Annotated in this window: 18 protein-coding genes, 1 tRNA gene and 1 other RNA gene; 13 read left to right on the top strand and 7 right to left on the bottom strand. The window is 70.0% G+C overall.

From position 1 onward, the window contains the following. Positions 1–5: 5 nt before the first annotated feature. Positions 6–2735 (bottom strand): pyruvate dehydrogenase (acetyl-transferring), homodimeric type, encoded by a 2730-nt coding sequence (aceE, locus tag FFS51_RS07100; protein WP_045246875.1) that lies wholly within the window; start codon positions 2733–2735, stop codon positions 6–8. A 195-nt stretch (positions 2736–2930) separates the two neighbouring features. Between aceE and FFS51_RS07095 the strand changes: the two genes are divergently transcribed. The 4 genes from FFS51_RS07095 to rnpB all read left to right on the top strand — a co-directional run bounded on the left by FFS51_RS07095 (position 2931) and on the right by rnpB (position 5891). Beyond that, a tRNA-Val gene (locus FFS51_RS07095) sits at positions 2931–3003 on the top strand. 41 nt (positions 3004–3044) lie between these two features. Continuing rightward, positions 3045–3776 carry a zinc ribbon domain-containing protein gene (locus FFS51_RS07090; RefSeq protein ID WP_137877897.1) on the top strand — a complete coding sequence of 244 codons (732 nt, stop codon included), beginning with the start codon at positions 3045–3047 and terminating at the stop codon, positions 3774–3776. A gap of 15 nt (positions 3777–3791) precedes the next feature. Beyond that, positions 3792–5504, top strand: a complete 1713-nt coding sequence (locus FFS51_RS07085) for a bifunctional 3'-5' exonuclease/DNA polymerase (protein ID WP_137877896.1) — start codon at positions 3792–3794, stop codon at positions 5502–5504. A gap of 32 nt (positions 5505–5536) precedes the next feature. Then, positions 5537–5891, top strand: an RNA gene (gene rnpB / locus FFS51_RS07080) — RNase P RNA component class A. A gap of 27 nt (positions 5892–5918) precedes the next feature. Here the strand turns inward: rnpB and ppgK are convergent. Beyond that, on the bottom strand, positions 5919–6680 hold the full coding sequence (gene ppgK, locus FFS51_RS07075; RefSeq protein ID WP_045246577.1) for a polyphosphate--glucose phosphotransferase: 762 nt from the start codon (positions 6678–6680) through the stop codon (positions 5919–5921). 71 nt (positions 6681–6751) lie between these two features. Here ppgK and FFS51_RS07070 point away from each other — a divergent pair, with 71 nt between their 5' ends. The 3 genes from FFS51_RS07070 (at position 6752) to FFS51_RS07060 (ending at position 11337) form a co-directional block, all read left to right on the top strand. Next, positions 6752–6937, top strand: coding sequence for a hypothetical protein (locus FFS51_RS07070; protein ID WP_045246578.1), 186 nt, complete (start codon positions 6752–6754; stop codon positions 6935–6937). A 67-nt stretch (positions 6938–7004) separates the two neighbouring features. Continuing rightward, positions 7005–8342: a type I glutamate--ammonia ligase gene (gene glnA / locus FFS51_RS07065; RefSeq protein ID WP_056208832.1), complete on the top strand. Its 1338-nt coding sequence runs from the start codon at positions 7005–7007 to the stop codon at positions 8340–8342. A gap of 7 nt (positions 8343–8349) precedes the next feature. After that, positions 8350–11337: a bifunctional [glutamine synthetase] adenylyltransferase/[glutamine synthetase]-adenylyl-L-tyrosine phosphorylase gene (locus tag FFS51_RS07060; protein WP_137877895.1), complete on the top strand. Its 2988-nt coding sequence runs from the start codon at positions 8350–8352 to the stop codon at positions 11335–11337. Positions 11338–11425: 88 nt separating this feature from the next. Here the strand turns inward: FFS51_RS07060 and glnA (FFS51_RS07055) are convergent, their stop codons facing one another. Next, positions 11426–12850, bottom strand: a complete 1425-nt coding sequence (glnA, locus tag FFS51_RS07055) for a type I glutamate--ammonia ligase (RefSeq protein WP_045245759.1) — start codon at positions 12848–12850, stop codon at positions 11426–11428. Between the two features lie 136 nt (positions 12851–12986). Between glnA (FFS51_RS07055) and FFS51_RS07050 the strand changes: the two genes are divergently transcribed. Then, entirely contained in the window at positions 12987–13388 is a 402-nt protein-coding gene (locus tag FFS51_RS07050; protein WP_137877894.1) for an RDD family protein, read from the top strand. 32 nt (positions 13389–13420) lie between these two features. On the opposite strand, the gene FFS51_RS07045 is transcribed toward FFS51_RS07050, so the two are convergent. Continuing rightward, positions 13421–14128, bottom strand: coding sequence for a DUF4191 domain-containing protein (locus FFS51_RS07045; protein WP_045245757.1), 708 nt, complete (start codon positions 14126–14128; stop codon positions 13421–13423). Between the two features lie 114 nt (positions 14129–14242). On the opposite strand from FFS51_RS07045, the gene FFS51_RS07040 reads away from it, so the two are divergent. Further along, positions 14243–15544, top strand: a complete 1302-nt coding sequence (locus FFS51_RS07040; RefSeq protein WP_137877893.1) for a hypothetical protein — start codon at positions 14243–14245, stop codon at positions 15542–15544. A 6-nt stretch (positions 15545–15550) separates the two neighbouring features. Here the strand turns inward: FFS51_RS07040 and sucB are convergent, their stop codons facing one another. From sucB to FFS51_RS07025, 3 genes are read right to left on the bottom strand one after another with little or no spacing between them, the layout of a single operon-like run. Beyond that, positions 15551–17263, bottom strand: coding sequence for a 2-oxoglutarate dehydrogenase, E2 component, dihydrolipoamide succinyltransferase (sucB, locus tag FFS51_RS07035; protein ID WP_137877892.1), 1713 nt, complete (start codon positions 17261–17263; stop codon positions 15551–15553). Between the two features lie 53 nt (positions 17264–17316). Beyond that, positions 17317–18690, bottom strand: a complete 1374-nt coding sequence (gene lpdA, locus FFS51_RS07030) for a dihydrolipoyl dehydrogenase (RefSeq protein ID WP_137877891.1) — start codon at positions 18688–18690, stop codon at positions 17317–17319. Continuing rightward, a complete protein-coding gene (locus tag FFS51_RS07025; protein WP_137877890.1) occupies positions 18687–20144 on the bottom strand; it encodes a leucyl aminopeptidase in 1458 nt (485 codons plus the stop codon). The genes lpdA and FFS51_RS07025 overlap by 4 nt, the downstream gene beginning before the upstream one ends. A gap of 70 nt (positions 20145–20214) precedes the next feature. On the opposite strand from FFS51_RS07025, the gene FFS51_RS07020 reads away from it, so the two are divergent. The 4 genes from FFS51_RS07020 (at position 20215) to FFS51_RS07005 (ending at position 24772) form a co-directional block, all read left to right on the top strand. Beyond that, the gene (locus FFS51_RS07020; protein ID WP_137877889.1) at positions 20215–21144 is read left to right on the top strand and encodes a proteasome assembly chaperone family protein; all 930 of its coding nucleotides are present in this window, start codon (positions 20215–20217) and stop codon (positions 21142–21144) included. A 181-nt stretch (positions 21145–21325) separates the two neighbouring features. Continuing rightward, complete coding sequence (locus FFS51_RS07015; RefSeq protein ID WP_137877888.1) at positions 21326–22726, top strand: RNA polymerase sigma factor; 1401 nt, start codon at positions 21326–21328, stop codon at positions 22724–22726. Positions 22727–22733: 7 nt separating this feature from the next. Then, on the top strand, positions 22734–24029 hold the full coding sequence (locus FFS51_RS07010) for a Mur ligase family protein (RefSeq protein WP_137877887.1): 1296 nt from the start codon (positions 22734–22736) through the stop codon (positions 24027–24029). Further along, the gene (locus tag FFS51_RS07005; RefSeq protein ID WP_137877886.1) at positions 24026–24772 is read left to right on the top strand and encodes a type 1 glutamine amidotransferase; all 747 of its coding nucleotides are present in this window, start codon (positions 24026–24028) and stop codon (positions 24770–24772) included. The genes FFS51_RS07010 and FFS51_RS07005 overlap by 4 nt, the downstream gene beginning before the upstream one ends. Positions 24773–24775: the final 3 nt, after the last annotated feature.

Raw genomic sequence — 24775 nt, 5'->3', positions numbered from 1 at the left:
GTCGGTCAGCTCTCGCCGCCGGCGTTGCCCGTCGTGCCCGCGGTCACGTCGTGCAGACGGTACTTCTGGATCGCCTGACCGACCAGCGCACGATCGACCGCACCCTCGGCCGCGAGCGCCTGGAGGGCACGCACGACGATCGACGGTCCGTCGATCTTGAAGAAGCGTCGTGCCGCGGCACGCGTGTCGGAGAAGCCGAAGCCGTCGGCGCCGAGCGTCCAGAAATTGTGCTGCACCCACGGACGGATCTGGTCCTGCACGGCGTGCATGAAGTCGCTCACCGCGACGACCGGGCCGGGCGTTCCGGCGAGCTTCTGCGTGAGGTAGGCCGTGACCGGCTCCTCGTCGGGGTGCAGGAAGTTGTGCTCGTCGGCGGCGAGGCCGTCGCGGCGCAGCTCGGTCCACGAGGTGACCGACCACACATCCGAGCCCACGCCCCAGTCGTCCTTCAGGAGCTGCTGCGCCTCGAGCGCCCACGGCACGCCCACACCGCTCGCGAGCAGCTGCGCGTGCGCGGCGCCCTCGGCCGCGACGGTGGAGATGCGGTGGATGCCGCGCACGATGCCGTCGACGTCGACATCCGCCGGCTCGGCAGGCTGCACGATCGGCTCGTTGTAGACCGTCAGGTAGTACATGACGTTCGGGTCGCTGTGGCTGCCGCCGTACATGCGGTCGATGCCGGAGCGCACGATGTGGGCGATCTCGTAGCCGTAGGCGGGGTCGTACGAGACCGTGGCGGGGTTCGTGGCCGCGAGCAGGTGCGAGTGGCCGTCGGCGTGCTGCAGGCCCTCACCCGTGAGGGTGGTGCGACCGGCGGTGGCGCCGACCACGAAGCCGCGCGCCATCTGGTCGCCCGCGGCCCAGTTCGCGTCGCCGGTGCGCTGGAAGCCGAACTGCGAGTAGAACACGTAGACCGGGATGAGCGGCTCGCCGTGCGTCGCGTACGAGGTGCCGACACCGGTGAAGGCCGCGAGGGCGCCGGCCTCGTTGATGCCGACGTGGACGATCTGGCCCTGCGGGCTCTCCTTGTAGGCCAGTAGCAGCTCGCGGTCGACCGACGTGTAGTTCTGGCCGTTCGGGTTGTAGATCTTCGCCGTCGGGAAGTACGCGTCCATGCCGAAGGTGCGCGCCTCGTCGGGGATGATCGGCACGATGCGGTTGCCGAAGTCCTTGACCCGCAAGAGGTCCTTCAGCAGACGCACGAACGCCATCGTGGTGGCGATCTCCTGCGTGCCCGAGCCCTTCTTCGGCAGCGCGTAGGCCGCGTCGCCCGGCAGCTCGATGCCGACGTGGTGCGAGCGGCGCTCCGGCAGGTATCCGCCGAGGGCCTGGCGACGCTCGAGCAGGTACTGGATGGTCTCGTCCTGCGGTCCCGGGTTGTAGTAAGGGGGCAGGTACGGGTTCTCCTCGAGCTTCGCGTCCGTGACCGGGATGTGCATCGCGTCGCGGAACAGCTTCAGGTCGTCAAGGGTCATCTTCTTCATCTGGTGGGTCGCGTTGCGGCCCTCGAAGTGCGGACCGAGGCCGTAGCCCTTGATGGTCTTGGCGAGGATGACGGTGGGTTGGCCCTTGTGCTCGACGGCGGCCTTGAACGCGGCGTAGACCTTGCGATAGTCGTGACCGCCGCGCTTGAGGTTCCAGATCTGCTCGTCGCTGTAGTCCTTGACCAGGGCGGCGGTGCGCTCGTCCCGGCCGAAGAAGTGCTGGCGCACGTAGGCGCCGTTCTCGGCCTTGTAGGTCTGGTAGTCGCCGTCGGGCGTGATGTTCATGAGGTTGAGCAGCGCGCCGTCGCTGTCGCGGGCGAGCAGGTCGTCCCATTCGCGGCCCCACACGACCTTGATGACGTTCCAGCCGGCGCCGCGGAAGAAGCTCTCGAGCTCCTGGATGATCTTGCCGTTGCCGCGCACGGGTCCGTCGAGGCGCTGCAGGTTGCAGTTGACGATGAACGTCAGGTTGTCCAGGCCCTCGTTGGCCGCGACCTGGAGCTGACCGCGGCTCTCGACCTCATCCATCTCGCCGTCACCGAGGAACGCCCACACGTGCGAGTCGGAGACGTCCTTGATGCCCCGGTTGGTGAGGTACTTGTTCGTCATCGCCTGGTAGATCGCGTTGATCGGCCCGAGGCCCATCGACACGGTCGGGAACTGCCAGTACTCCGGCATGAGGCGCGGGTGCGGGTAGGAGGGGAGGCCGTTCGGGAAGGCCGACTTCTCCTGGCGGAAGCCGTCGAGCTGCTGCTCGGTGAGGCGTCCCTCGAGGAACGAGCGGGCGTACATGCCGGGGGAGGCGTGGCCCTGGAAGAAGATCTGGTCGCCGCCCGAGGGGTGGTTCTGGCCGCGGAAGAAGTGGTTGAAGCCCACCTCGTAGAGCGCCGCCGACGACGCGTAGGTCGAGATGTGGCCGCCGACGCCGATGCCGGGACGCTGCGCGCGGTGCACGGTGATGGCCGCGTTCCAGCGGATCCACGCGCGGTAGCGGCGCTCGATCTCCTCGTCACCGGGGAACTCGGGCTCGTTCTCGGGCGCGATCGTGTTGATGTAGTCGGTGGTCGGCACCGTCGGCACGCCGAGGTGCAGCTCTCGCGAGGTCTTCAGCAGGCTGAGCATGATCTCGCGCCCGCGACCGTGACCCTTGGCGTCGACGAGCTGCTGCAGGGATTCCTGCCACTCGGACGTCTCTTCAGGGTCGCTGTCGAGGGGGCCTTGCGAGTAGGGATCCTGGTCGTGAACAGTCACGAGGCACCTTTCGTCGGGCTGGCAGGTCGTGCCAGATCAGATCACCGAGACCGGCGGCTTTGTCCGCGGTCTACAACGCCGACGGATAGCCTAGCGCCGCCGCAGACGAAGATCGGCGGCACCGGTGTCAGCGCGCCCCACGCACCCTCTGATCGGGCCGCACGAAGAGCGGATGTCTCGTACACTCGGCCCCGAGGGCCTTTAGCTCAGCTGGTAGAGCGCCACGTTTACACCGTGGATGTCGTCGGTTCGATCCCGGCAGGGCCCACTTCCGGTCGCGACGTCGCCCGCCTGCCGTAGGTTGAGAGGGTGAAAGCCCGACCCGCCGACCAACGCGCCCTCCTCGACGTCGTCGACCTCGACATCCGCATCCGGCAGGCCGTGCACGCGCTCTCCAAGCCGGCACAGGCGCCTCGCCTCGCCGCTCTGCAGGGTGAGGTCGCCGCGGCATCCCGTGTCGTCACCGACCTGCTGGGGGCCAAAGAAGACGCCGATCTCGAGGTCGCGCGCATCGAGGCCGACGTGAAGGTCGTCTCCGAGCGCCGCGCACGCGACGAGGCCCGTCTCGCCGCGTCAACCAACCCGAAGGACGCGCAGGCGCTCGAGAGCGAGCTCGACTCGCTCGCCCGCCGCACCCGCACGCTCGAAGACGCCGAGCTCGAGGCGATGGAGCGCGTCGAGTCCGCGGCTGCGGCGGTGGCCGACGCCGAGGCGATCGTGGCGGCGCTCGTCGACGAGCGGGACGCCCTCGAGGCCGCAGCGGGCGCGGAGGCGGCGGTGCAGAACCAGCGCCGGTCGACCGCCGAGCGCGACCGCGCCGGTGTGGCCGCAGGGGTGCCCGCCGATCTGCTGGCCCGGTACGACCTCCTCGCGACCCGCAACGCCGGTGCCGCTCTCCTGCGTCGCCGCACGTGCGAGGGATGCCGCATGGAGCTCTCCGGCACCGAGCTGCAGGCCGTGCGCTCGGCCGCCGACGACGATGTGGTCGAGTGCCCGCAGTGCGGCTGCATCCTCGTACGCACGGAGGAGTCCGGGCTGTGAGCCCGACGCGGACGCATGTCCGCGTCTGAGCCGTCACCGGCGTGGCGACTCGTCGGCACGGACGGGGACGGGGAGATCACTGTCGTCGAGCTCGATGGCGCGGGCGCCGAGATCTCTCGTGCGGGCGTGACGTCCGGGGGACTGATCGAACTGGCGCGCACGCACACCGACGACGTGCGCTGGGTGTGGAGCGACACGGCGCGCTGGTATCCGCCGCTTCTGGCCGCCGGCGTGCGCGTGCGGCGGGTGCACGATCTCCGCGCGGTACGGGCGATTCTGCGCACCGCCGAGTCGGTGCCCGAGTCCGCACGGCTGCCGACGCATGCCGCGTGGTCCGCGCCCGCGGCCTGGGAGGAGGCGCCCGACTCACGCGAGGCGCTGTTCGAGGTCGAGACGATCGCCGCGCGCGTTGCGCCGTCGGATCTCGCGAGCGGCCACCGGGAGTTCGCCGCGCAGTTGGCCGCGCTCGACGCGGCATCCGGCCGGCTGAGACTCCTCGCCGTCGCGGAATCGACGGGAGCGCTCGTTGCCGCCGAGATGCGGGCAGCCGGCCTCCCGTGGGACGTCGCCACCCACACGAGGCTGCTCGACAAGACGTTGGGCGAGCGGGTCGGGGGCAGCAGGCGCCATGTGGATGCCGCGGCCGCCGCCGTGCGAACCGCCCTCGACGATCCCGACGTCGCGCTCGATTCCCCGCCGCGCCTGCTGCGCGCCCTGCATCGGGCGGGACTCGCCGTCACGTCGACCAGCAAATGGGAGCTGGAGGACCTCGACCATCCGGTGGTCGCCCCGCTGCTCGCGTACAAGCGCCTGATGCGGCTGCTCACAGCGAACGGCGAGAGCTGGATCGCGACGTGGGTGCACGGCGGCCGCTTCCGGCCCGTGTACGTGCCGAGCGGCGTCGTCACGGGACGCTGGGCATCGAGCGGCGGCGGCGCGCTTCAGATCCCGCGGTCCCTGCGCCCCGCGGTGCGCGCCGATCCCGGCTGGCTGCTCGTCAGCGCCGACGTCGCCCAGCTCGAGCCGCGGGTGCTCGCCGGAATGTCGCGCGACCGGGCGATGGCGCGTGCGGCCGCGGGCACCGACCTGTACGCCGGCATCGTGCGCACCGGTGCCGTGACCACCCGCCAAGAGGCGAAGATCGCCGTGCTCGGTGCGATGTACGGCGCAACGACCGGCGACAGCGGCCGCCTCGTGCCACGCCTGCGCCGTGCGTTCCCCGCCGCGATGCGGCTCGTCGACGACGCCGCCGTGGCCGGCGAGGAGGGGCGCGTCGTCTCCACCTGGCTCGGCCGCACCTCGCCACCCGCCGGATCCGCGTTCACCCGCTCCCAGTTCGAGGCCTCGCTCGACGAGAGCGACGCGGCCACCGAGCAGCAGGCTCGACGACGAGCCCGCGACCGCGGGCGGTTCACCCGCAACTACGTCGTGCAGGGCACCGCCGCGGAATGGGCGCTGTGCTGGCTCGCCGAGACGCGGCGGTCACTGCTCGCGCTCACGGCGCCCGGCGCGGAAGCCGCGGCATCCGGTCCTGCCCAGTCGGGCGCACCGCACATCGCCTTCTTCCTGCACGACGAGATCATCGTGCACACGCCGGCCGAACTCGCCGACCGGGTCGCCGCGATCGTGACGGATGCCGCGGCGCGCGCCGGCCGCCTTCTGTTCGGCGAGTTCCCCATCGACTTCCCGCTCGACGTGCGCATCGCCCCCGACGCGGGGAAGTCGTAAGAGGTCGGCGCCGGTAGAATCCAAGACGCGAATGGGTCGGCCAGACGGTCGCGTCGCGGGAGACCGCGCCGAGGAACGTCCGGGCTCCGCAGGGCAGGGCGGTGGGTAACACCCACCCGGAGCAATCCGCGAGACAGTGCCACAGAGAGCAGACCGCCGGCAGCAGCCGGTAAGGGTGAAAGGGTGGTGTAAGAGACCACCGGGGGCGCGGTGACGCGCCCCGCACGGTAAACCTCGCCCGGAGCAAGGCCAGACAGGGGATGTTGACGCGGCCCGCCGAGTCCCCGGGTAGGCCGCTGGAGCGTCACGGCAACGTGACGCCGAGAGAGATGACCGTCACCGGGGTTCGCCCCGGGACAGAACCCGGCGTATCGGCCGGCCCATTCGCCCGCCGATACGCCGGATCAGCGCCGATCAGTCCAGAGCGAGCGAAGCCGCGCCGATGATGCCGGCGTTGTTCTGGTGCACCGCCGGGATGATCGGAGTGCGCAGCTTCAGCAGGCTCAGGAACTCGTCCGCGTGCTTGGAGACGCCGCCGCCCACGACGAACAGGTCGGGGCTGAAGAGCGCCTCGAGGTGGGAGTAGTACCACTGCAGGCGCTTGGCCCACTTCTTCCACGTCAGCTCGTCGCGCTCCATCGCCGAATACGCCGCGTAGAACTCCGCGTCCTTGCGGTGGTTCTTGCGCTCGATGTGGCCGAGCTCCGAGTTCGGGATGAGCACGCCGTTGTAGAGCAGCGCGGTGCCGATCCCGGTGCCGAGGGTCGTGAGGATCGTCAGGCCCTTCGCGTCACGGGCGGCGCCGTAGCGCACCTCTGCGAGGCCCGCGACATCCGCGTCGTTGGCGAAGTGGATGCCGCGCCCCAGCCCCTGCTCGAAGAATTCCTCTGCCGGGAAGTCGATCCAGGTCTCGGCGACGTTCGCCGCCGACAGCGTGCGACCGTTCTTGACGATGGCCGGGAACGCGACGCCGAGCTCGAGGTCGGAGCCACTCACCTCGAGCGTCTCGAGCACCTGCTGCACCGCGGCGAGCACGTCCTTCGGCTCCGCGCCCTTGGGCGTGGGCACCTTGATGCGCTCACTCACCAGCTCGCCGGCGACCAAGTCGACGACACCGCCCTTGATACCCGTTCCACCGATGTCGATTCCGACTGCGCGCGACTTCTCTGTAGCCATGCGAGAAGCCTATCCATGCCGACAGGGGTGCTCAGTAGGATCGGACCAACGTGACGCCGAGGAGGGCACCCGTGAGCGACGACGAGAACAGCTACTGGTACAACCTGACCACCAAGCAGGTCGAGCACGGACTCCTCTCACCCGCGGTCGACCGCGCGGGTCCCTTCGCCACGGCAGAGGAGGCGGCGCGCGCTCCGGAGATCATCGCGGAGCGTTCCCGCAAGTGGTCCGAGGACGACGCGCGCGACGACGCCTGAGGTGCGTCGCACGGGGCTCCGGACGAAATAGGCTGGACGCACACACTCGTCCGAGGAGAGGCACGCGATGGACAAGCAGCGGGACTTCGTGCTGCGCACGATCGAGGAGCGCGGCGTCAAGTTCGTCCGCCTCTGGTTCACCGATGTGATCGGCACCCTGAAGTCGGTGGCGATCGCCCCGGCCGAGGTGGAGGGCGCGTTCAGCGAGGGCCTCGGTTTCGACGGCTCTGCGATCGAGGGCCTCACCCGCTCGTACGAGTCGGATCTGCTGGCGCACGCCGACCCGACGACGTTCCAGATCCTGCCATGGCGGGGCGAGGTCGACCCGACGGCGCGCATGTTCTGCGACATCACGACGCCCGACGGACAGCCCGCGGTCGCGGACCCGCGTCACGTGCTCAAGCGTGCGCTGGCGAAGGCCGCCGACGCCGGCTTCACGTTCTACACGCACCCCGAGATCGAGTTCTACCTGCTCAAGTCGTCGTCGTACGGCCCCGACGGACCCGAGCCCGTCGACTCGGCCGGCTACTTCGACAACGTGCCCGGCGGCACGGCGCACGACTTCCGTCGGCGGTCGGTGCGCATGCTCGAAGACCTCGGCATCTCGGTCGAGTACAGCCACCACGAGGGCGGCCCCGGTCAGAACGAGATCGACCTGCGCTACGCCGACGCACTGACGACGGCCGACAACATCATGACTTTCCGCACGGTGATCAAGGAGGTGGCGATCGAGCAGGGCGTCTACGCGACGTTCATGCCGAAGCCGCTGAGCGGACAGCCCGGATCGGGCATGCACACGCACATCTCACTCTTCGAGGGCGACCAGAACGCCTTCTACGAGGAGGGCGCCCAGTACCAGCTCTCGAAGGTCGGCCGACACTTCATCGCGGGGCTGCTGCGTCACGCGAACGAGATCTCGGCCGTCACCAACCAGTTCGTGAACTCGTACAAGCGGCTGTGGGGCGGCGACGAGGCCCCCAGCTTCATCTGCTGGGGCCACAACAACCGCTCCGCCCTCGTGCGCGTTCCGCTGTACAAGCCGAACAAGGGTCAGTCCTCGCGTGTCGAGTACCGTGCGCTCGATTCGGCCGCGAACCCGTACCTCGCCTTCGCGCTGCTCCTCGCGGCGGGCCTGAAGGGCATCGAAGAGGAGTACGAGCTGCCGGCGGAGGCCGAGGACAACGTGTGGTCGCTCAGTGACTCTGAGCGCCGCGCCCTCGGCTACGCGCCGCTGCCGACGAGCCTCGACCAGGCCCTGCGGTTCATGGAGGAGTCCGAGCTCGTCGCCGAGACGCTGGGGGAGCAGGTCTTCAACTACGTGCTGCTCAACAAGCGCAAGGAATGGCAGGGCTACCGCTCGCAGGTCACGCCTTTCGAGCTGAAGAGCAACCTCGAGATGCTCTGACGGGCCGATGGCCACGTCCGACCGGTCGCACACGCGCACCGACCTCGTCCGCTACGGCTTCGGCCATGTGGATGCCGCAGAGGCGGCTCTCGACGAGCTTGCGCTGCTGTGCGGGATCGATCGTGATGCGATCCTCTCGGGTGTGGTCACGGTCGGCGACCCGGATGCGGCGCTGACCGGCATTCTGCGCGTCGCCCGGCGGCATGCCGCCGCGGTCGCGCCCGTGCTCACCGATCACCGGGGCGCGGCCGCGCTCTGGGCGCTTACGGGGGCGTCCGAGGGGTTCGCGGACTTCTACTTCCGCCGACCTGCGCAGCTCGCGGACCTGCTCGGCCGGGAGCCGACCGTGCCGGACGCCGCCGAACTCACTCACGAGCTTCTCGCGTCGGTCGAGGCGGTCGACGGTTTCGCCGCCGACGGGGGAGAGGCCTCGTGGGTGGCGCTACGCGTGCGGTACCGCACCCTCCTCGCCCGCATCGCGGCCTACGACCTGCTCACCCCCGATGCACCGGCCCATGTCGATCTCGTGGCTGCCGCACTCGCGGATGCCGCGGGGGCGGCGCTGGAGGCATCGCTCGCGGTCGCGCGCACCCGGCTGTCGGCTTCCATGTTCCCCCGCGACGACGTCGCTGCGGTCGCGCTCGCGATCATCGGGATGGGCAAGACCGGCGCGCGCGAACTCAACTACGTGTCCGATGTCGACGTCATCTTCGTCGGCGACGCGGACGACGTCACCACCGAGCGGCTCGGCGGCAGCCGCGTGGTCGACATCGCCACCCGTCTCGCCGTGCAGACGATGCGCGGCATCTCGAGCATGGAGATCGAGCCGCCCCTGTGGGAGGTCGACGCGAACCTGCGTCCGGAGGGCAAGCAGGGCGCTCTCGTGCGCACGCTCGAATCCCACCTGTCGTACTACGACCGATGGGCGTCGAGCTGGGAGTTCCAGGCCCTGCTGAAGGCCCGCGCGATCGCCGGCGATCCGGACCTCGGCGCACGCTACATCGAGGCGGTCGCCCCCAAGGTCTGGTCGAGCGCCGCCCGCACGAACTTCGTCGACAGCGTGCAGCGCATGCGCGAGCGGGTCACCGAGCACATCCCCGCCGACGACGTGCCGTTCCAGCTCAAACTCGGGCCCGGTGGCATCCGAGACGTCGAGTTCACGGTGCAGTTGCTCCAGCTCGTACACGGATTGACGGATGCGACCGTGCGCGAGCGCGGCACACTGCCCGCCCTCGCGGCGCTCGTCGACGGCGGCTACATCGGGCGGGCGGATGCCGCGGTCTTCGCGTCCGACTACCGGGTGCTGCGGGTACTCGAGCACCGCGTGCAGCTAAGACGTCTGAGCCGGACCCATCTGATGCCGCGGGAAGAGGACGAGCGACGTGTGCTCGCCCGCACGAGTGGGCTGGCGGGGTCGGCTGCGGAGATCTGGGAGCTGTGGGAGCGCATCAAGCGCGACGTGCGGGACGTGCACGTGCGGCTCTTCTACCGTCCACTGCTGTCGGCGGTCGCCTCGCTGGGCGAGGGGGAGCGCACGCTGTCGCCCGAGCAGGCGCACGACCGCCTCACCGCGATCGGATTCCGCGACCCGGCGGGGGCGCTGCGCCACATCGCCGCGCTCACCTCCGGTCTCAGTCGCAAGGCCACGATCCAGCGCCACCTCATGCCTGTGATGCTGCGCTGGTTCGCCGACGGCGTCGACCCCAACTACGGCCTCCTCGCGTTCCGTCGGGTGAGTGAGCGACTGGGCGACACCGCGTGGTTCCTGCGAGTGCTTCGTGACTCCTCGGGGGCGGCGGAGCGACTCACCCGGGTGCTGTCCGGCTCCCGGTACATCGGCGAGCTGATGGAGTGGATCCCGGAGTCCGTCGCCTGGCTCGACGACAACGCGTTGCTGCGGCCGCGGTCGGGCGTCGCGCTGCAGGACGAGGCGCGCGCCATCCAGACGCGGCATCCCGAGACGGAGGAGGCCATGCGCTCCGTGCGGGCGCTGCGTCGACGCGAGCTGCTGCGCACGGCGATGGGCGCGGTGCTCGGCGTCCTGACGATCGATGAGATCGCGGCCGCACTGTCCACGATCACGGATGTCGCGATCCAGGCGACCCTCCGGGCCGTGCGCCGCGAGGTCGTCCCTCCCGAGGACGACGCGCTCGACTTCTCCGTGATCGCGATGGGCCGCCTCGGCGGCGCCGAGCTCGGTTTCGGCTCCGACGCGGATGTCATGTACGTCTATCGTCCGAACGGGGTCGACCCGCAGCGCGCCCACGAGCTCGCCCTGCGCCTCGTCGCGGCGCTACGTGCCTCCTCAGAGGACCATCGTGCACCCCTCGACCTCGACGCCGATCTGCGCCCCGAGGGGCGCAACGGCCCGCTGGCGCGGTCGCTCGACGCCTACACGGAGTACTACCGGCGCTGGTCGCTCTCGTGGGAGGCGCAGGCACTCCTTCGCGCTCGCGGCGTCGCGGGGAGCGTGAAGCTGGTCACGGCCTTCTTCGAGGTGGCCGACGAGGTGCGCTACCCCCGCGATGTCGACGTGCAGGGCCTGCGCGAGATCAAACGCATCAAGGCGCGCGTCGAGAGCGAACGGCTCCCACAGGGCGTTCGGCCGGAGCGCCATCTCAAGCTCGGCCCGGGCGGACTCAGCGACGTCGAATGGCTCGTGCAACTGCTTCAGCACGAGCACGCCGGTCGGCTCCCCGCCCTCCGCACGACGTCCACGCTCGCCGCGCTATCGGTCGCCGTGGACGAGGGACTCATCCCGCGGCCCGCCTACGAGCGGCTGAGCGAGGCCTGGCGCCTCGCGTCGCGTCTCCGGTCGGCCAACACGCTGCTCTCCGGACAGACCAGCGACGTGCTGCCCGCCGATCGCGCGCGCCTCGAGGGCATCGCTCGCCTCCTCGAGTACCCGCCCGGCTCCGCGACCCGCGTCGAGGAGGACTGGATGCGCACCTCGCGCCGGGCACGGCAGGTGTTCGAGCGCCTCTTCTACGGCTGAACCCGGCCGCTACCGGCGCGTCAGGCAGGGGAACGCCGAAGGGCCCCGGCCTGCATGTGCAGTCCGGGGCCCTCGACGAGGCATCCGATCAGACGCCGAAGTACAGCTCGTACTCGAACGGGTGCGGACGAGCAGCCAGCGGCTTGATCTCGTTCTCGATCTTGTACTCGATCCACGTCTCGATGAGCTCGGGCGTGAACACGTTGCCCTTGGTCAGGAACTCGTGGTCGGCACGCAGCGCCTCGAGCGAGTCGAGCAGCGAGTTCGGGACCTGCGGGATGTTCTTGGCCTCCTCGGGGGGAAGCTCGTACAGGTCCTTGTCCACGGGCTCGTGCGGCTCGATGCGGTTCTGGATGCCGTCGAGACCGGCCATGAGCTGGGCGGCGAAGGCGAGGTACGGGTTGCCAGAGGCGTCGGGCGCACGGAACTCGATGCGCTTGGCCTTCGGGTTGGTGCCCGTGATCGGGATGCGGATGGCCGCCGAGCGGTTGCCGGCCGAGTAGACCAGGTTGACCGGGGCCTCGTAGCCCTTGACCAGACGCTTGTAGGAGTTCAGCGTCGGGTTGGTGAACGCGAGCAGCGCCGGCGCGTGGGCCAGGATGCCGCCGATGTACCACCGGGCGACGTCCGAGAGCCCGCCGTAGCCGGTCTCGTCGTAGAACAGCGGCTTGCCCTCGAGCCACAGCGACTGGTGGGTGTGCATGCCCGAACCGTTGTCGCCGAAGAGCGGCTTCGGCATGAAGGTCGCGACCTTGCCCCACTCGAGAGCGGTGTTCTTGACGATGTACTTGAACTTCAGGATGTCGTCCGCCGCATGCACCATCGTGTCGAAGCGGTAGTTGATCTCCGCCTGGCCGCCGGTGCCGACCTCGTGGTGGGCACGCTCGAGGATGAGACCGGCCTCGATGAGCTTGAGCGAGATGTCGTCACGCAGGTCGGCCTGCTTGTCGACGGGGGAGACCGGGAAGTAGCCACCCTTGTAGGGGGTCTTGTTCGCGAGGTTTCCGCCCTCTTCGACGCGGCCCGAGTTCCAGGCGCCCTCTTCGGAGTCGACGGCGTAGAAGCTCGAGTTCTGCTTCACCTCGTAGCGCACGTCGTCGAAGATGTAGAACTCCGCCTCGGGGGCGAAGAACGCGGTGTCGGCGATGCCGGTCGAGGCGAGGTACTTCTCCGCCTTCTTGGCGACCTGACGCGGGTCCTTCGCGTAGATCTCACCGTTGCGCGGGTTGTAGATGTCGAAGAGCATGATGAGCGTCTTCGCCTCGCGGAACGGGTCGAGGTAGGCGGTCGACACGTCGGGGATGAGCTGCATGTCGGACTCGTGGATGTTCGCGAAGCCGCGGATCGAGGAGCCGTCGAACAGCTGACCGACCGTGAAGAAGTCCTCATCGACGGTCGCAGCGGGAATGTTGAAGTGCTGCTGGACACCAGGGAGATCCGTGAACCGGATGTCGAGGAACTTGACGTCCTCGTCCTTGATGAACTTCAGCACCTCGGATGAATCACTGAACATGGAGACTCCTGAGGTAGGGCATTCGGGAAGTTCCGCCCGCCACCGGCGGGACGCATCCGAAACTATCGACGGGGCGTTGCCCGGCGATATCTCGGATGTTTCGGGCATGTTACGCGACGCTGTCTAGGCTGTCGGCGTGAGTGATGAGCGGACGACTTCAGCCTATCCGGGTGAGCGCCTCGGACTTCCCGAGACCGGCCGGCTGAGTATCGCGCGGTTCGGTCGACGGCTCGGTGGATACGCGATCGACGCAGCGCTGTCCGCGCTCATCTCCTTCGCGTTCTTCCATTACAGCGCGGTCGCGTCGCTCGTCATCTTCGCTCTGCTCCACGTGCTCTTCATCCCGACCATCGGCGGCAGCCCCGGGCACCGGCTCGTGGGCCTGCGGGTCGTGAAGGCGACCGGCGGATGGATCGGTCTCTGGCGCCCGGTCGTGCGCACCGTACTGCTGCTCCTGCTCTTTCCGGCGCTCATCTGGAACGTCGATCACCGGGGTCTGCATGACGTCTTCGCGGGCACGATGATCATCCGCTGGTGATCGTCGCCGGCGGATACGCCTGAGTGCGCCGGTCAGCGCGGGCGCGGTGCCCGCGCCTTGAGCGGGTCGACGCCCTTCGGGATCGGCAGCGACGAGAGCCCCCGCGAGACCGAGTCGAGACGCTTGATGACCGCCGCCTGCGTGCCGCGGTCGATCGCCTTCGGCAGGCGCTTGATGGTCGTGGCGAGCTTCGAGATCGCGACGTCCTCGTCGCCGTGGCCGACGTAGAGCACTGTGACCGGCACACCCGATGCGACGCGCTGGATCTTGGACTTCTCATCGGCGACCAGACGTGTCAACCGCCCGCGCGCACCCTCGGCGACGATGACGACACCGCCGCGTCCGATCGCGCGGAAGACCGCATCCTGCGAGCGGGGGTTGACACCGACGGGCGACTCGCCGCCCTGCCAGTTGCGTCCGAGCGCCGTGGAGAGCACGTGACCGGACGCGCCCGGCATCCCGTCGATCTTCTGGTACATCGCGCGCGTCGACAGCCGAGTCATGGTCATGAGGGATCCGAGCACACCGAACATGAGACCCGTGACGCCCCAGAGGATGACGCTCCAGCCGGCGACGGGCGGGATCAGGAAGCCGACGCCGACACCGATGAGGATGCCGAGCACGATCACGCCCGCGATGAGCCATCCGAGCCACGGGTACACCTCGCGGGTGAACCGGAAGAGCGTCTGGATCTGGGAGAGGAAGCCGGGGCGCTTCTCGGGAGACGTGCTGCGTGCCATGCGGAACAGCCTACCGGCGCGTCGCCTCCTCCCCACCCCGCCGACCGGCATGGTCGTGCCGCGACTCCGCGCGCGGAGCGTGGGCACCGAGCACGGAGGGCGCAGTCTTGCCGCATGTCCCTGCTCGACGACCGTCTCGTGATCCTCCGCCTCGTCGCTCCGCCCCGGGCACCCTGGCCGGGCGCGCTGGCCCGCGACGTTGACGGGGCGACGTTGCATGTGGTCGACACCGCCGTTATCGGCGAGCACTGGCGGGGAGGTGACGAGGACGGCGGGCACGTTCTCGGCCTCCGCGACATCCGGCGGCGTCCCGATGGCCACGACCTCCTCGTCGACGCATGCGATCGTGCGCTGGGCACTGTCGTGGATGCCCTGCCTGTCGGCGACGCGGGCCTCGGTGCCGCCGTGACGATCGCCGTCGGCGTGCTGCGCGGCATCCATGCGGAGCATGTCCGCGGCCATGGTGAGCTGTGCGCGGGATCCTGGTGGGTGACGACGAGCGGCCGCCCCGTGTTCGTGCATTCCGCCGGCGACGGAATGGTGACCGACGGCGCCCACTTCATCGAGCAGCTCGCCGCCATCGGCGGCCCGAGCGACCTGTGGGCGGATGCCGCGGCTCTGTGCCGCCTCCGACGTCTCGACGACGAGGACCTTCGCGCGATCGAGGAACGGCTGTTCGCCGCTGCGACACCTGCCGCGCTGCCGGACGCCGACACTCCGCTCGCGCGATCAGACCGCGCACAGATCGCACCCGAGGACGACGATCACCGTGCGTCGTGGTGGAGCCCGCTCATCGCCGGTGTCGACGGTGACGTGCGTGGCTGGGCCGGCGCGGTACGCACCGCTCTCGGCCGTGCACGACGACCACGTCACGCGAGTGTCTCGCTCACGGCGCCGCACACGGCCCACGGGTCGCCTCTCACATCAACTGAGGCGCGGCGCGCTCCACGCGGACGACTTGTCGCCGTCGCCGCGGTGACCGCAGGCGCGGTCGCCGCGCTGGGGCTGCTGTGGCCGCGCGAGGCCCAGACGGCGACGCCGAGCATCCTGACTCCGGCCGATCCGACACCGACCGCCATATCGACCGCCGAGTCGGCGCCGACCTCGCCATCTGCCGCTGCGGAGTCGGTCGGCCCGACCACCGCGGCGGAGGCCGTCGCGGCGCTCCTCGCCCTTCGGCGGGAATGCGGCGATGAGTCCTGCCGCGCCGCCGTCACCGCGAGCGCGGTCGATGTGCCGCCCGGCCCGGTCGATGCATCGGATGCCGTCGTCGAGCTGATCGATGACTACGGGGGAGTGGTCGCTGTGCGCGTCACCGCGGCATCCGTGGCGGGCGTCCAGCTCGTCACCGCCGTCTACGACAGACAACGCTGGCTCTTGCGAAGCGTCGTCGACGCACCGCAAGAGCCAGCGTGAGTGGGGTCAGATGCCGAGGTCGGCCTGGAACGCCGCGGCCTCGAGACGAGCTTTCACCGCTCCGAGGAAGCGCGCAGCGTCGGCCCCGTCGATGACGCGGTGATCGTAGGACAGCGCGAGGAACACGTACGAGCGCACGGCGATCGCGTCGACGCCGCCGACCTTCACGACACCGGGACGCTTGAACACGACACCCGTGCCGAGAATCGCGGACTGCGGCAGGAAGACGACGGGGGTGTCGAACAGCGCTCCGCGCGAACCGGTGTTCGTGAGGGTGAACGTTCCGCCGCCGAGCTCGTCGGGCTTCAGCTTGTTCTCACGGGTGCGGGCCGCCAGGTCCGCGATCTCCGCCGCGATCTGCGCGACGTTCTTCGAGCCCGCGTCGCGCACCACAGGGGTGAGGAGGCCACGCTCGGTGTCGACCGCGATGGAGAGGTTCTCGCTCGCCGGGTAGACGATCTGGTCGCCGTCGACGGTCGCGTTGATGACCGGGAACGCCTGCAGCGCCTCCGCAGCCGCGAGGGCGAAGAAGGGCAGGAAGGAGAGCTTCTGACCTGTCTTGGCCTGGAAATCACCCTTGACGGCGTCGCGGAACGTCGCGAGGTCGGTGACGTCGACCTCGACGACCGTCGTGAGCTGCGCGGTGGCCTGCATCGACGCGACAGCGCGCTCGGCGAGAACCTTGCGCAGACGCGACATCGGCTGGGTGGTGCCGCGCAGCGGCGAGACCTCGAGCGTGGGCGCAGCCGGGGCCACAGCAGCGGCCGCAGGTGCGCTCGTCGCCGACTCGGCGGCCTTGAGCACGTCCTCCTTGCGGATGCGTCCACCGACGCCCGAGCCCTTGACCGTGGCGAGATCGACACCCTGCTGCTGCGCGAGACGACGCACGAGCGGCGTCACGTAGCTGACATCGTCGCCCGAGGCCGCCGCCGCAGGAGCGACAACCGGGGCCGGTGCAGCGACGGGAGACGCAGCGGCCGGAGCCGCAGCAGCGGGAGCAGGGGCGGGAGCAGCAACAGGAGCCGGCGCGGGAACGGCTGCCGGCGCAGCGGCCGCAGGCGCGGCCGCCGGAGCCTCCGGGGCAGCGGCGGGGGCGGAGGCCCCATCGCCGATGCGGGCGAGCGCGGCGCCTACGGCGACAGTCTCGTCCTCCTGCACCAGGATCTCCTGCAGCACACCGGCGAACGGAGCCGGGATCTCGGTGTCGACCTTGTCGGTCGAGATCTCGAGCAACGGCTCGTCGACCTCGACCGAGTCGCCGACCTGCTTCAGCCAGCGGGTGACGGTGCCTTCGGTCACGCTCTCGCCGAGCTCGGGGAGCACGACCTCCTTGCCGCCGGAGGCGGTCGGGGCGGCAGCGGCCGGAGCAGCAGCGGGAGAAGGCTCCGCCGCGGGGGCCGGGGTCTCCGCGACCGGCGCGGGCTTGGACTCGGCAGCCGGAGCAGCGGTCTCGGGGGCGGGCGCGGCGGCGGGAGCGGCAGAACCGTCACCGATCTTTGCGAGCACGGCACCGACTTCGATCGTGTCGTCCTCCTGAACGAGGATCTCCTCGATCACACCGGCGACGGGCGACGGGATCTCGGTGTCGACCTTGTCGGTCGAGATCTCCACGAGACCCTCATCGACGGCCACCGTGTCCCCTACTTGCTTGAGCCAGCGGGTGACCGTTCCCTCGGTCACGCTCTCGCCGAGAGCGGGGAGGACCACGGAAGTGCTCATGGGTGTTGCTCCTTCACGAATGCGGTGTGGTGTCTAGCTTAGTGACGCGTCGCTCACGCGACGTGCAGGGGCGAGCCCGCGAGCGCGAGGAACGCCTCGCCGAGAGCCTCGCCCTGAGTGGGGTGTGCATGCACGAACGGCGCGATGTCCTCGGGGTGGGCCTCCCAGCCCACGACGAGCTGCGCCTCGGTGATGAGTTCGCCGACCCGATCGCCGACGAGATGGACTCCCACGACCGGCCCGTTCACGCGACGGACGACCTTCGCGACGCCGGACGTGCCGAGGATGGTGCTCTTGGCGTTGCCCGCCAGGTTGTACTCGACGGTGGCGATCGCCTCTGCACCCCAGGTCTCCTTCGCCCGCTCCTCGGTGAGACCGACCGACGCGACCTCCGGATGCGTGTAGATCACGCGGGGGATCGAGGCATCCGGGATCTGCGGCACCGTGCGTCCGTGGATGCGCTCCGCCACGGCGAGCCCGTGCTGGAACCCGCGGTGGGCGAGCTGCAGCCCGGCGACGACGTCACCCGCCGCCCACACGCCCGGCACCGTGGTGCGCAGCTGGTCGTCGACGACGACGAACCCGCGCTCGAGCGCGACGCCGGCCTGCTCGAGTCCGAGGTCCGCGGTGTGCGGCGCGCGCCCGACAGCGACGAGCACGACGTCACCCTCGAGCACAGTGCCGTCCTCGAGCGTCACGGATGCCGCGTCCGCCGTCTCGGCGACAGTCGCGACGCGCACACCGAGGCGGGTCTGGATGCCCCGACGGCGGAAGGCCCGCTCCAACTGGGCGACAGAGGAGGCGTCCTCGGCGGCGACGAGGTGGTCGAGGGCTTCCACGATCGTGACCTCGGCGCCCAGGCTCCGCCAGGCGCTCGCGAACTCCACACCGATGACGCCCCCGCCGAGCACGATCGCCCGCGCCGGCACGACGTCCGACGACAGTGCGGTCTCGCTGGTCCACACGCGCGGGCCGGGTTCGATGCCCGGCAGCAGACGGGTATGCGATCCCGTCGCGATGACGACATGGGACGCTGCGTACGTGTCGTCGCCGACGGTGACGACGCGGTCGGGCGCGAGCACGCCGTACCCGGCGACGACGGTGATGCCGTGACCCGCGATGAGGCCCTGCAGACCCTTGTGCTTGCCGGCGACGATCTTGTCGCGGAACGCGCGCGCGGCGGAGCCGTCGACGACGACCTCGCCGACCGAGACGCCCGCGGTCGACGCCGCATGTGCGACCTCCGCGACCTCGGCCGTGTGCAGCAGCGCCTTCGTCGGCACGCAGCCGCGGTGAAGGCAGGTGCCGCCGAGCTTGTCGGCCTCGACGATGACGACCGACGAGCCGAGCTCGCGGGCACGGATCGCCGCCGCGTAACCGGCGCTGCCGCCGCCGATGACGACGACGTCGACGGTGTGCGCGCTCATGCGCGGGTGCCGATCAGCTCGATGAGGCTCCGCACCGTCGCGGCGGTAGGGCCTTTGTCGGTGAAGCCGTATCCGCCGCCCTTGTTCATGCCGACACCGGCGATGTCGAGGTGCACCCAAGGAATGCGAGGGGCGTCGTCGGCATCCGAGAGACGTCCGACGAAGCGGCGGAGGAAGAGACCCGCGAACAGCGACCCGCCCGCCGGGTCGCCGATCTTCGCGTTCACGAGGTCGGCGATCGGGGAGTCGAGCTCGTCCTCCATGTGGTCGGGGAGCGGCAGCGGCCAGGCCAGCTCGGAGACCCGCTCTGCGGCGGCGAGATAGGCCGCAACGGCGCCCTCCTCACCCATGACGCCGGTGTGGCGGGTGCCGAGTGCGGTGGTGATCGCCCCGGTGAGAGTCGCGACGTCGACGATCAGGTCGGGGTTCTCGCGGCTCGCCGCGACGAGGCCGTCCGCGAGCACGAGGCGACCCTCGGCATCGGTGTTCAGCACCTCGACGGTCTGGCCGTCGGCGATACGCAGAACGTCGCCCGGACGCGTGGCGCTGCCCGAGGGCATGTTGTCGGCGATGCAGAGCCACGCGGTCACGCGCACCGGAACCGCGAGGCGCGCGGCCGCACGGGCCACGGCGAGCACTGTCGCGGCTCCGCACATGTCGTACTTCATGCCGACCATGGACCCGGCCGGCTTCAGCGAGAGACCGCCGGTGTCGAAGGTGATGCCCTTGCCGACGAGGGCGACGTGCCCCGTCGCGTCGGCGGGGGAGTAGTCCACCCTCACGAGGCGCGGCGGGCGCACCGAGCCCTGTCCGACGCCGAGGATGCCGCCGAAGCCGCCTGCCCGCAGTGCGTCCTCGTCCCAGACGGTCACCTCGACGGGGAGCCCCTCGACGGCGGCGCGCGCCGCATCGGCGAGATCGGCGGGGCCGAGCCACTCGGCCGGCGTCGTGACGAGGTCCTTGACGAGAGCGGATGCCTCGCCCACCGCCGCGGCGAAGGCGGCATCGTCATCCGTGCCCGGGGCCGCGATGAGCACACGGTTCGCGCGGACTCGCCCCGGCGCGTTCTTCTTGTAGCTGTCGAAGCGGTATCCCCCGAGGGTCGCGCCTTCGGCGATCGCGCGGGCGTGCGCGGCGGTGCCGCCGAGCGGCACGATCGCGACCGTCTCGAATCCGGTGAGGGTGCGAATGCCGGCGCCGGCCGCGAAACGGCATGCCGCGGCATCCGCGCCGTCGCCGACCGCGACGACCGCGGCGGGGAGCGAGCCGAGTTCCGGCACGCTCACCCGGGTGACGGCGCCTGCGCTGCGCGAGGCGCCGACCGCGTCGGCCGCGGCGCGCACAGACGTGCTCGCATCGTCGGCGGGATCACCCCAGGGAAGGAGGAACAGCACCGCGTCCGCGGCGATCTCGGTGGTCGGCTGGTCGGTGAACTCGAGAACGGGGTACGGCATGACTTCATCCTAGGTACGCCCAGGGCGAAGCGTCCGGCCCACCCCCTCGTCCGGCTCCTAGCATGGAGTCATGCCCTTCGACGCTCCTCTGTATGACGCCGCGGACGACGCGCCGGAGGTGCCGCACGGCCTTCCGCTCGTGATCGCGTTCACCGGTTTCACCGATGCGGGATCGGCGGCATCGCAGGTCATCGACCACCTGCGCGAGGCGGGGGACCTGCAGACCGTGCTGCGCTTCGAGAACGACGTGCTGCTCGACTATCGCGCCCGCAGGCCGATCGTCGTGTTCGACGAGGACCACCTGTCCGACTACCGTCCGCCGCGGCTCGAACTGTCGCTCGGACGCGACACCCTCGGACAGCGATTCCTACTGCTGTCGGGATACGAGCCGGACTTCGCCTGGGAGGCTTTCGCGTCCTCCGTCACCGAGGCTGCGCACGCCCTCGGCGTCTCGGGCGTGACGTGGGTGCACGCGATCCCCATGCCCGTGCCGCACACGCGGCCCCTCGGCGCGACCGTGTCGGGCACCCGACCAGACCTGACGGCGGCGCATTCGGTGTGGAAGCCCCGCACGCAGGTACCCGCCACCATCGGGCACCTGCTCGAGTACCGCTTCGCCGAGACAGGAGCGAAGATCGCGGGGTTCGTGCTGCTCGTACCTCACTACCTCGGCGACGCCGAGTACCCCGCCACCGCCATCGCCGCCTTCGACAGCATCACGCTCGCCACAGGTCTCGTGTTCGACGTCGAGTCCCTCCGGCAGGAGAACGAGGCGTTCGTCGCGAAGGTCGCCGAGCAGATCGAGCAGAGTGACGAGCTCGGCACCATGCTGTCAGGCCTCGAGGAGCGCTACGACGCCTATATGGCGGGAGCGACGCAGGCCACTCCGCTGATCCACCAGGGCGATCTGCCGAGCGCCGACGAGCTCGCCGCCGAGCTCGAGCGCTTCCTCGCGTCACGCCCGGGCGACGACGACCGGCGCGCCGGCCCGTTCTCTTGAGCGGAGAATGCGCCTGAGCGCACCGATGTTGCCACAGGGGAGACCGCGAGGCGAGGACGCCGACGCGGGTATGAGACAATGAGGGACCGACCCGTTGTCGATCCGGTTGCGAACAGCACTGGACTTGACAAGGGTCTTACCTCTGTCCGAGGGAGGGAACGCCCTCGGTGAAAGGCGAAACGTGACTCCAGCCACCAAGACCGGAACCCGATCGCGCGCGACCACGAAGGCTGCGGACGCCGCCGACGAGACGGCCGTCGTCGACGAGACGGATGCCGCGGCGACGGAGCCCGCGACGAAGACCCGCGCGACGGCGAAGCCCGCAGCGAAGAAGGCCGCGCCCGCCAAGAAGGCGCCTGCGAAGAAGTCGACCGCGAAGCCGAAGGACGACGAGTTCGACGAGGACGAGGACGAGGACGACGTCGAGATCGACGAGGAGCTCGACGACTCCGCCGATGACGGCGACGAGTCGGACGACAGCGACGGCGACGACACGCCCACGGCGAAGAAGAAGACGGATGCCGCGGCATCCGACGACGCCGACGACGATGCGGAAGAAGACGACGAGAAGAAGCCCGCGTTCAGCGAGCCGCTTCCGACGGGCGCGATCGTCATCTCGTCGAGCGACGAGGACGACGTCCCGGTCTACTCGACGCAGATCACCGGCGCGACCGCCGACCCGGTCAAGGACTACCTGAAGCAGATCGGCAAGGTGCCGCTGCTGAACGCGGCCGAAGAGGTCGAGCTCGCGATGCGCATCGAGGCGGGTCTGTTCGCCGAGGAGAAGCTCTCGGGCATGTCGGCCGCCGACAAGGCCGGCCAGACGGGCCTCGACCTGCAGTGGGTCGCCCGTGACGGTCAGCGCGCGAAGAGCCACCTGTTGGGCGCGAACCTGCGTCTGGTCGTGTCGCTCGCGAAGCGCTACACCGGGCGCGGCATGCAGTTCCTGGACCTCATCCAGGAGGGCAACCTGGGCCTCATCCGCGCAGTCGAGAAGTTCGACTACACCAAGGGCTTCAAGTTCTCGACGTATGCGACGTGGTGGATCCGTCAGGCGATCACCCGCGCGATGGCCGATCAGGCGCGCACCATCCGCATCCCCGTGCACATGGTCGAGGTCATCAACAAGCTCGCCCGCGTGCAGCGGCAGATGCTGCAGGACCTCGGTCGCGAACCCACGCCCGAGGAGCTGAGCCGCGAGCTCGACATGACCCCCGAGAAGGTCATCGAGGTGCAGAAGTACGGCCGTGAGCCGATCTCGCTGCACACGCCGCTCGGTGAGGACGGCGACAGCGAGTTCGGCGATCTGATCGAGGACACCGAGGCTGTGGTCCCGGCCGACGCGGTGGGCTTCACCATGCTGCAGCGTCAGCTCGAGTCGCTCCTCGACTCGCTCAGCGAGCGCGAGGCGGGCGTGATCCGCATGCGGTTCGGTCTCGGCGACGGCCAGCCGAAGACCCTCGACCAGATCGGCGACACGTTCGGCGTCACGCGCGAGCGCATCCGTCAGATCGAGTCGAAGACGATGGCGAAGCTGCGTCATCCGTCGCGGTCGCAGTCGCTGCGCGACTACCTCGAGTGAGCCGCGCATGACGTTCCGCGCGAAGTACGTCCCCGCGGTCGCCGTCGGCAAGCTCGCCCGATTCGCCACGCGCCTGCGCGGCGGCGGATCGGCGTTCCCGGGGTACGTCGCCAACCGGCTCGCGCCCACGCTGCTGTCGAGCATCGCTGCGCAGTTCCCGGCGGGCGTCGTGTTCGTGCTGGGGTCGAACGGCAAGACCACGACGACGCACATGATCAGCGAGGTGTTGCGGGCGCACGGTCTGCGGGTGTTCACGAACCCCACCGGTGCGAACCTGCCGCAGGGCGTCACGAGCGCGTTCCTCGCGGATGCGACCCTGTTCGGTCGGGTGCGGGCTGATGTCGCGGTGCTGGAGGTCGACGAGGGCTATGCGGCCGACCTTGCCGACATCCTCTCGCCGCGGGTGATCGTGGCGCTGAACGTGCAGGTCGACCAGCTGTACCGGTTCTACGAGACCGAGCGGGTCGCCGACATGATGCTGGATGCCGCGACCCGCGCCGGCGTGCGCGTGGTGACCAACCGCGACGACCCATACCTCAGCAAGATCGATCCGTCGACGCTGCGCGCGCCGGTGTCGTTCTTCGGCGCCTCGGATGAGGTCGTCGCCGCGTCGGCTCACGGCCTGAACAACGCCGCCGACACTCGAAGCGGAACCGCGCAGGCGATCCGCCATGAGGCGGAGAGCGAGGTCACCGCGGTCTCCGGACGCGAGGTGGAGATCTCCCTCGAGGGGCGGAGCATCCCGGTCCGCCTTCCCGCGCGCGGCCTGCACTACGCGGTCGATGCGGCGGCGGCGGTCAGCGCCGCCCGTCACGTGCTCGGCGACGCCTTCCGGCCCGAGGCCGCGCAGGCCGGCTTCGCTGTGATGGCCCCGGCCTACGGACGCGGCGAGGTCATTCCGCTGCGTCGCGATCCGGCGGGCGAGCTGGTGGAGTTCGTGATGTTCAAGAACGGCCCGAGCCTGCAGCTGAACATCGACGCGCTCGACGGCACACCCGAGCGGCTGCTGTTCGCGATCGACGAGGGCACGCCCGACATATCCTGGCTGTACGACGTCGATCTCTCGGCCTTCGACCACGTCGATGTGATCACGGGGGAGAAGGCCCACCAGATCGCCACGCGCTTCGCCTACGCCGGAATCCCGATCGGGGTCGTCGAACCCGACCTCGAGAAGGCCGTCGAGATCATGCGGTCGTTCCCGGTGACGGCGTCCGGCCGTCAGAACTGGTTCGTCAACTACGAGCTCATGATGATCGGACGTCGCGTGCTCGGTCACGGAGACCAGGAGATCGCCCGCCGATGACTCTGCGCCTCGTCCAGCTCTATCCGACCCTGCTCGGTATCTCCGGCGACGCCGGAAACGTCGAGGTGCTCGCGACCCGCGCGCGTCTCGCCGGGCTCGAGGTCGAGGTCGTCACCGTCGAACCCGGCGACACCGCGCCGGGCGAAGCCGACCTGATCGTCATCGGCAACGGACCGCTCTCTGCGATCCGCACCGTCGAATCCGACCTGAGTGCCCGCGCCGACTGGCTGCGCACCGCGGTCGAGAACGGATGCCCCGTGCTCGCCGTCGGCGGCGGTGCGGAGCTGCTCGCCGAGCAGATCACCCTCACGGACGGCTCCCGTCTCGACGGGCTCGGGCTCGTCCCGGCGCGGGTCGCCCGCACGCGAGAGCGTCGTGTCGGCTACGTCGTCGCTGACACGGCCGACGGACGGCTCGTCGGCTTCGAGGACCATGCCTCGCTGTGGTCGCTCGATGACCCCGCCCTCGCGTACGGAACGGTGCTCGCGGGCAACGGCGGCGTCGACGGCGGCCACGAGACCGTGCGCGCCGGCAGCGTCGTCGCAACGAACCTGCAGGGCCCGGTGCTTCCGCTGAACCCCTGGCTCGCCGACCTGCTGCTCACCGCAGCGACAGCCCGTCGCGCTCTCACGTACTCGACCGGCGACGCGCACGCCGCGATCGACGCCCACGCCGACGCCGCCCGTGCCGAGATCGAGCGCCTGGCCACCGGCAAGCGGTTCACGGCCATCCAGCTGCGATAGGCC

The sequence above is a fragment of the Microbacterium sp. 4NA327F11 genome, from assembly GCF_005503465.1.
GTDB lineage: Bacteria > Actinomycetota > Actinomycetes > Actinomycetales > Microbacteriaceae > Microbacterium > Microbacterium ginsengisoli.
The sequence above is the reverse complement of the archived record's forward strand: the minus strand, read 5'-3'. Positions and strand labels throughout refer to the sequence as shown.

What these genes read in the sequence shown, in the direction of transcription:
- FFS51_RS07060 (WP_137877895.1), top strand. Translation starts at nt 8,350, where the DNA reads ATGGCCACGTCCGACCGGTCGCACACGCGCACCGACCTCGTCCGCTAC.
- glnA (WP_045245759.1), bottom strand. Translation starts at nt 12,850, where the DNA reads ATGTTCAGTGATTCATCCGAGGTGCTGAAGTTCATCAAGGACGAGGAC.
- lpdA (WP_137877891.1), bottom strand. Translation starts at nt 18,690, where the DNA reads ATGAGCGCGCACACCGTCGACGTCGTCGTCATCGGCGGCGGCAGCGCC.
- FFS51_RS07085 (WP_137877896.1), top strand. Translation starts at nt 3,792, where the DNA reads ATGTCCGCGTCTGAGCCGTCACCGGCGTGGCGACTCGTCGGCACGGAC.
- FFS51_RS07005 (WP_137877886.1), top strand. Translation starts at nt 24,026, where the DNA reads ATGACTCTGCGCCTCGTCCAGCTCTATCCGACCCTGCTCGGTATCTCC.
- FFS51_RS07010 (WP_137877887.1), top strand. Translation starts at nt 22,734, where the DNA reads ATGACGTTCCGCGCGAAGTACGTCCCCGCGGTCGCCGTCGGCAAGCTC.
- sucB (WP_137877892.1), bottom strand. Translation starts at nt 17,263, where the DNA reads ATGAGCACTTCCGTGGTCCTCCCCGCTCTCGGCGAGAGCGTGACCGAG.
- ppgK (WP_045246577.1), bottom strand. Translation starts at nt 6,680, where the DNA reads ATGGCTACAGAGAAGTCGCGCGCAGTCGGAATCGACATCGGTGGAACG.
- FFS51_RS07045 (WP_045245757.1), bottom strand. Translation starts at nt 14,128, where the DNA reads ATGGCACGCAGCACGTCTCCCGAGAAGCGCCCCGGCTTCCTCTCCCAG.
- glnA (WP_056208832.1), top strand. Translation starts at nt 7,005, where the DNA reads ATGGACAAGCAGCGGGACTTCGTGCTGCGCACGATCGAGGAGCGCGGC.
- FFS51_RS07025 (WP_137877890.1), bottom strand. Translation starts at nt 20,144, where the DNA reads ATGCCGTACCCCGTTCTCGAGTTCACCGACCAGCCGACCACCGAGATC.
- FFS51_RS07040 (WP_137877893.1), top strand. Translation starts at nt 14,243, where the DNA reads ATGTCCCTGCTCGACGACCGTCTCGTGATCCTCCGCCTCGTCGCTCCG.
- FFS51_RS07020 (WP_137877889.1), top strand. Translation starts at nt 20,215, where the DNA reads ATGCCCTTCGACGCTCCTCTGTATGACGCCGCGGACGACGCGCCGGAG.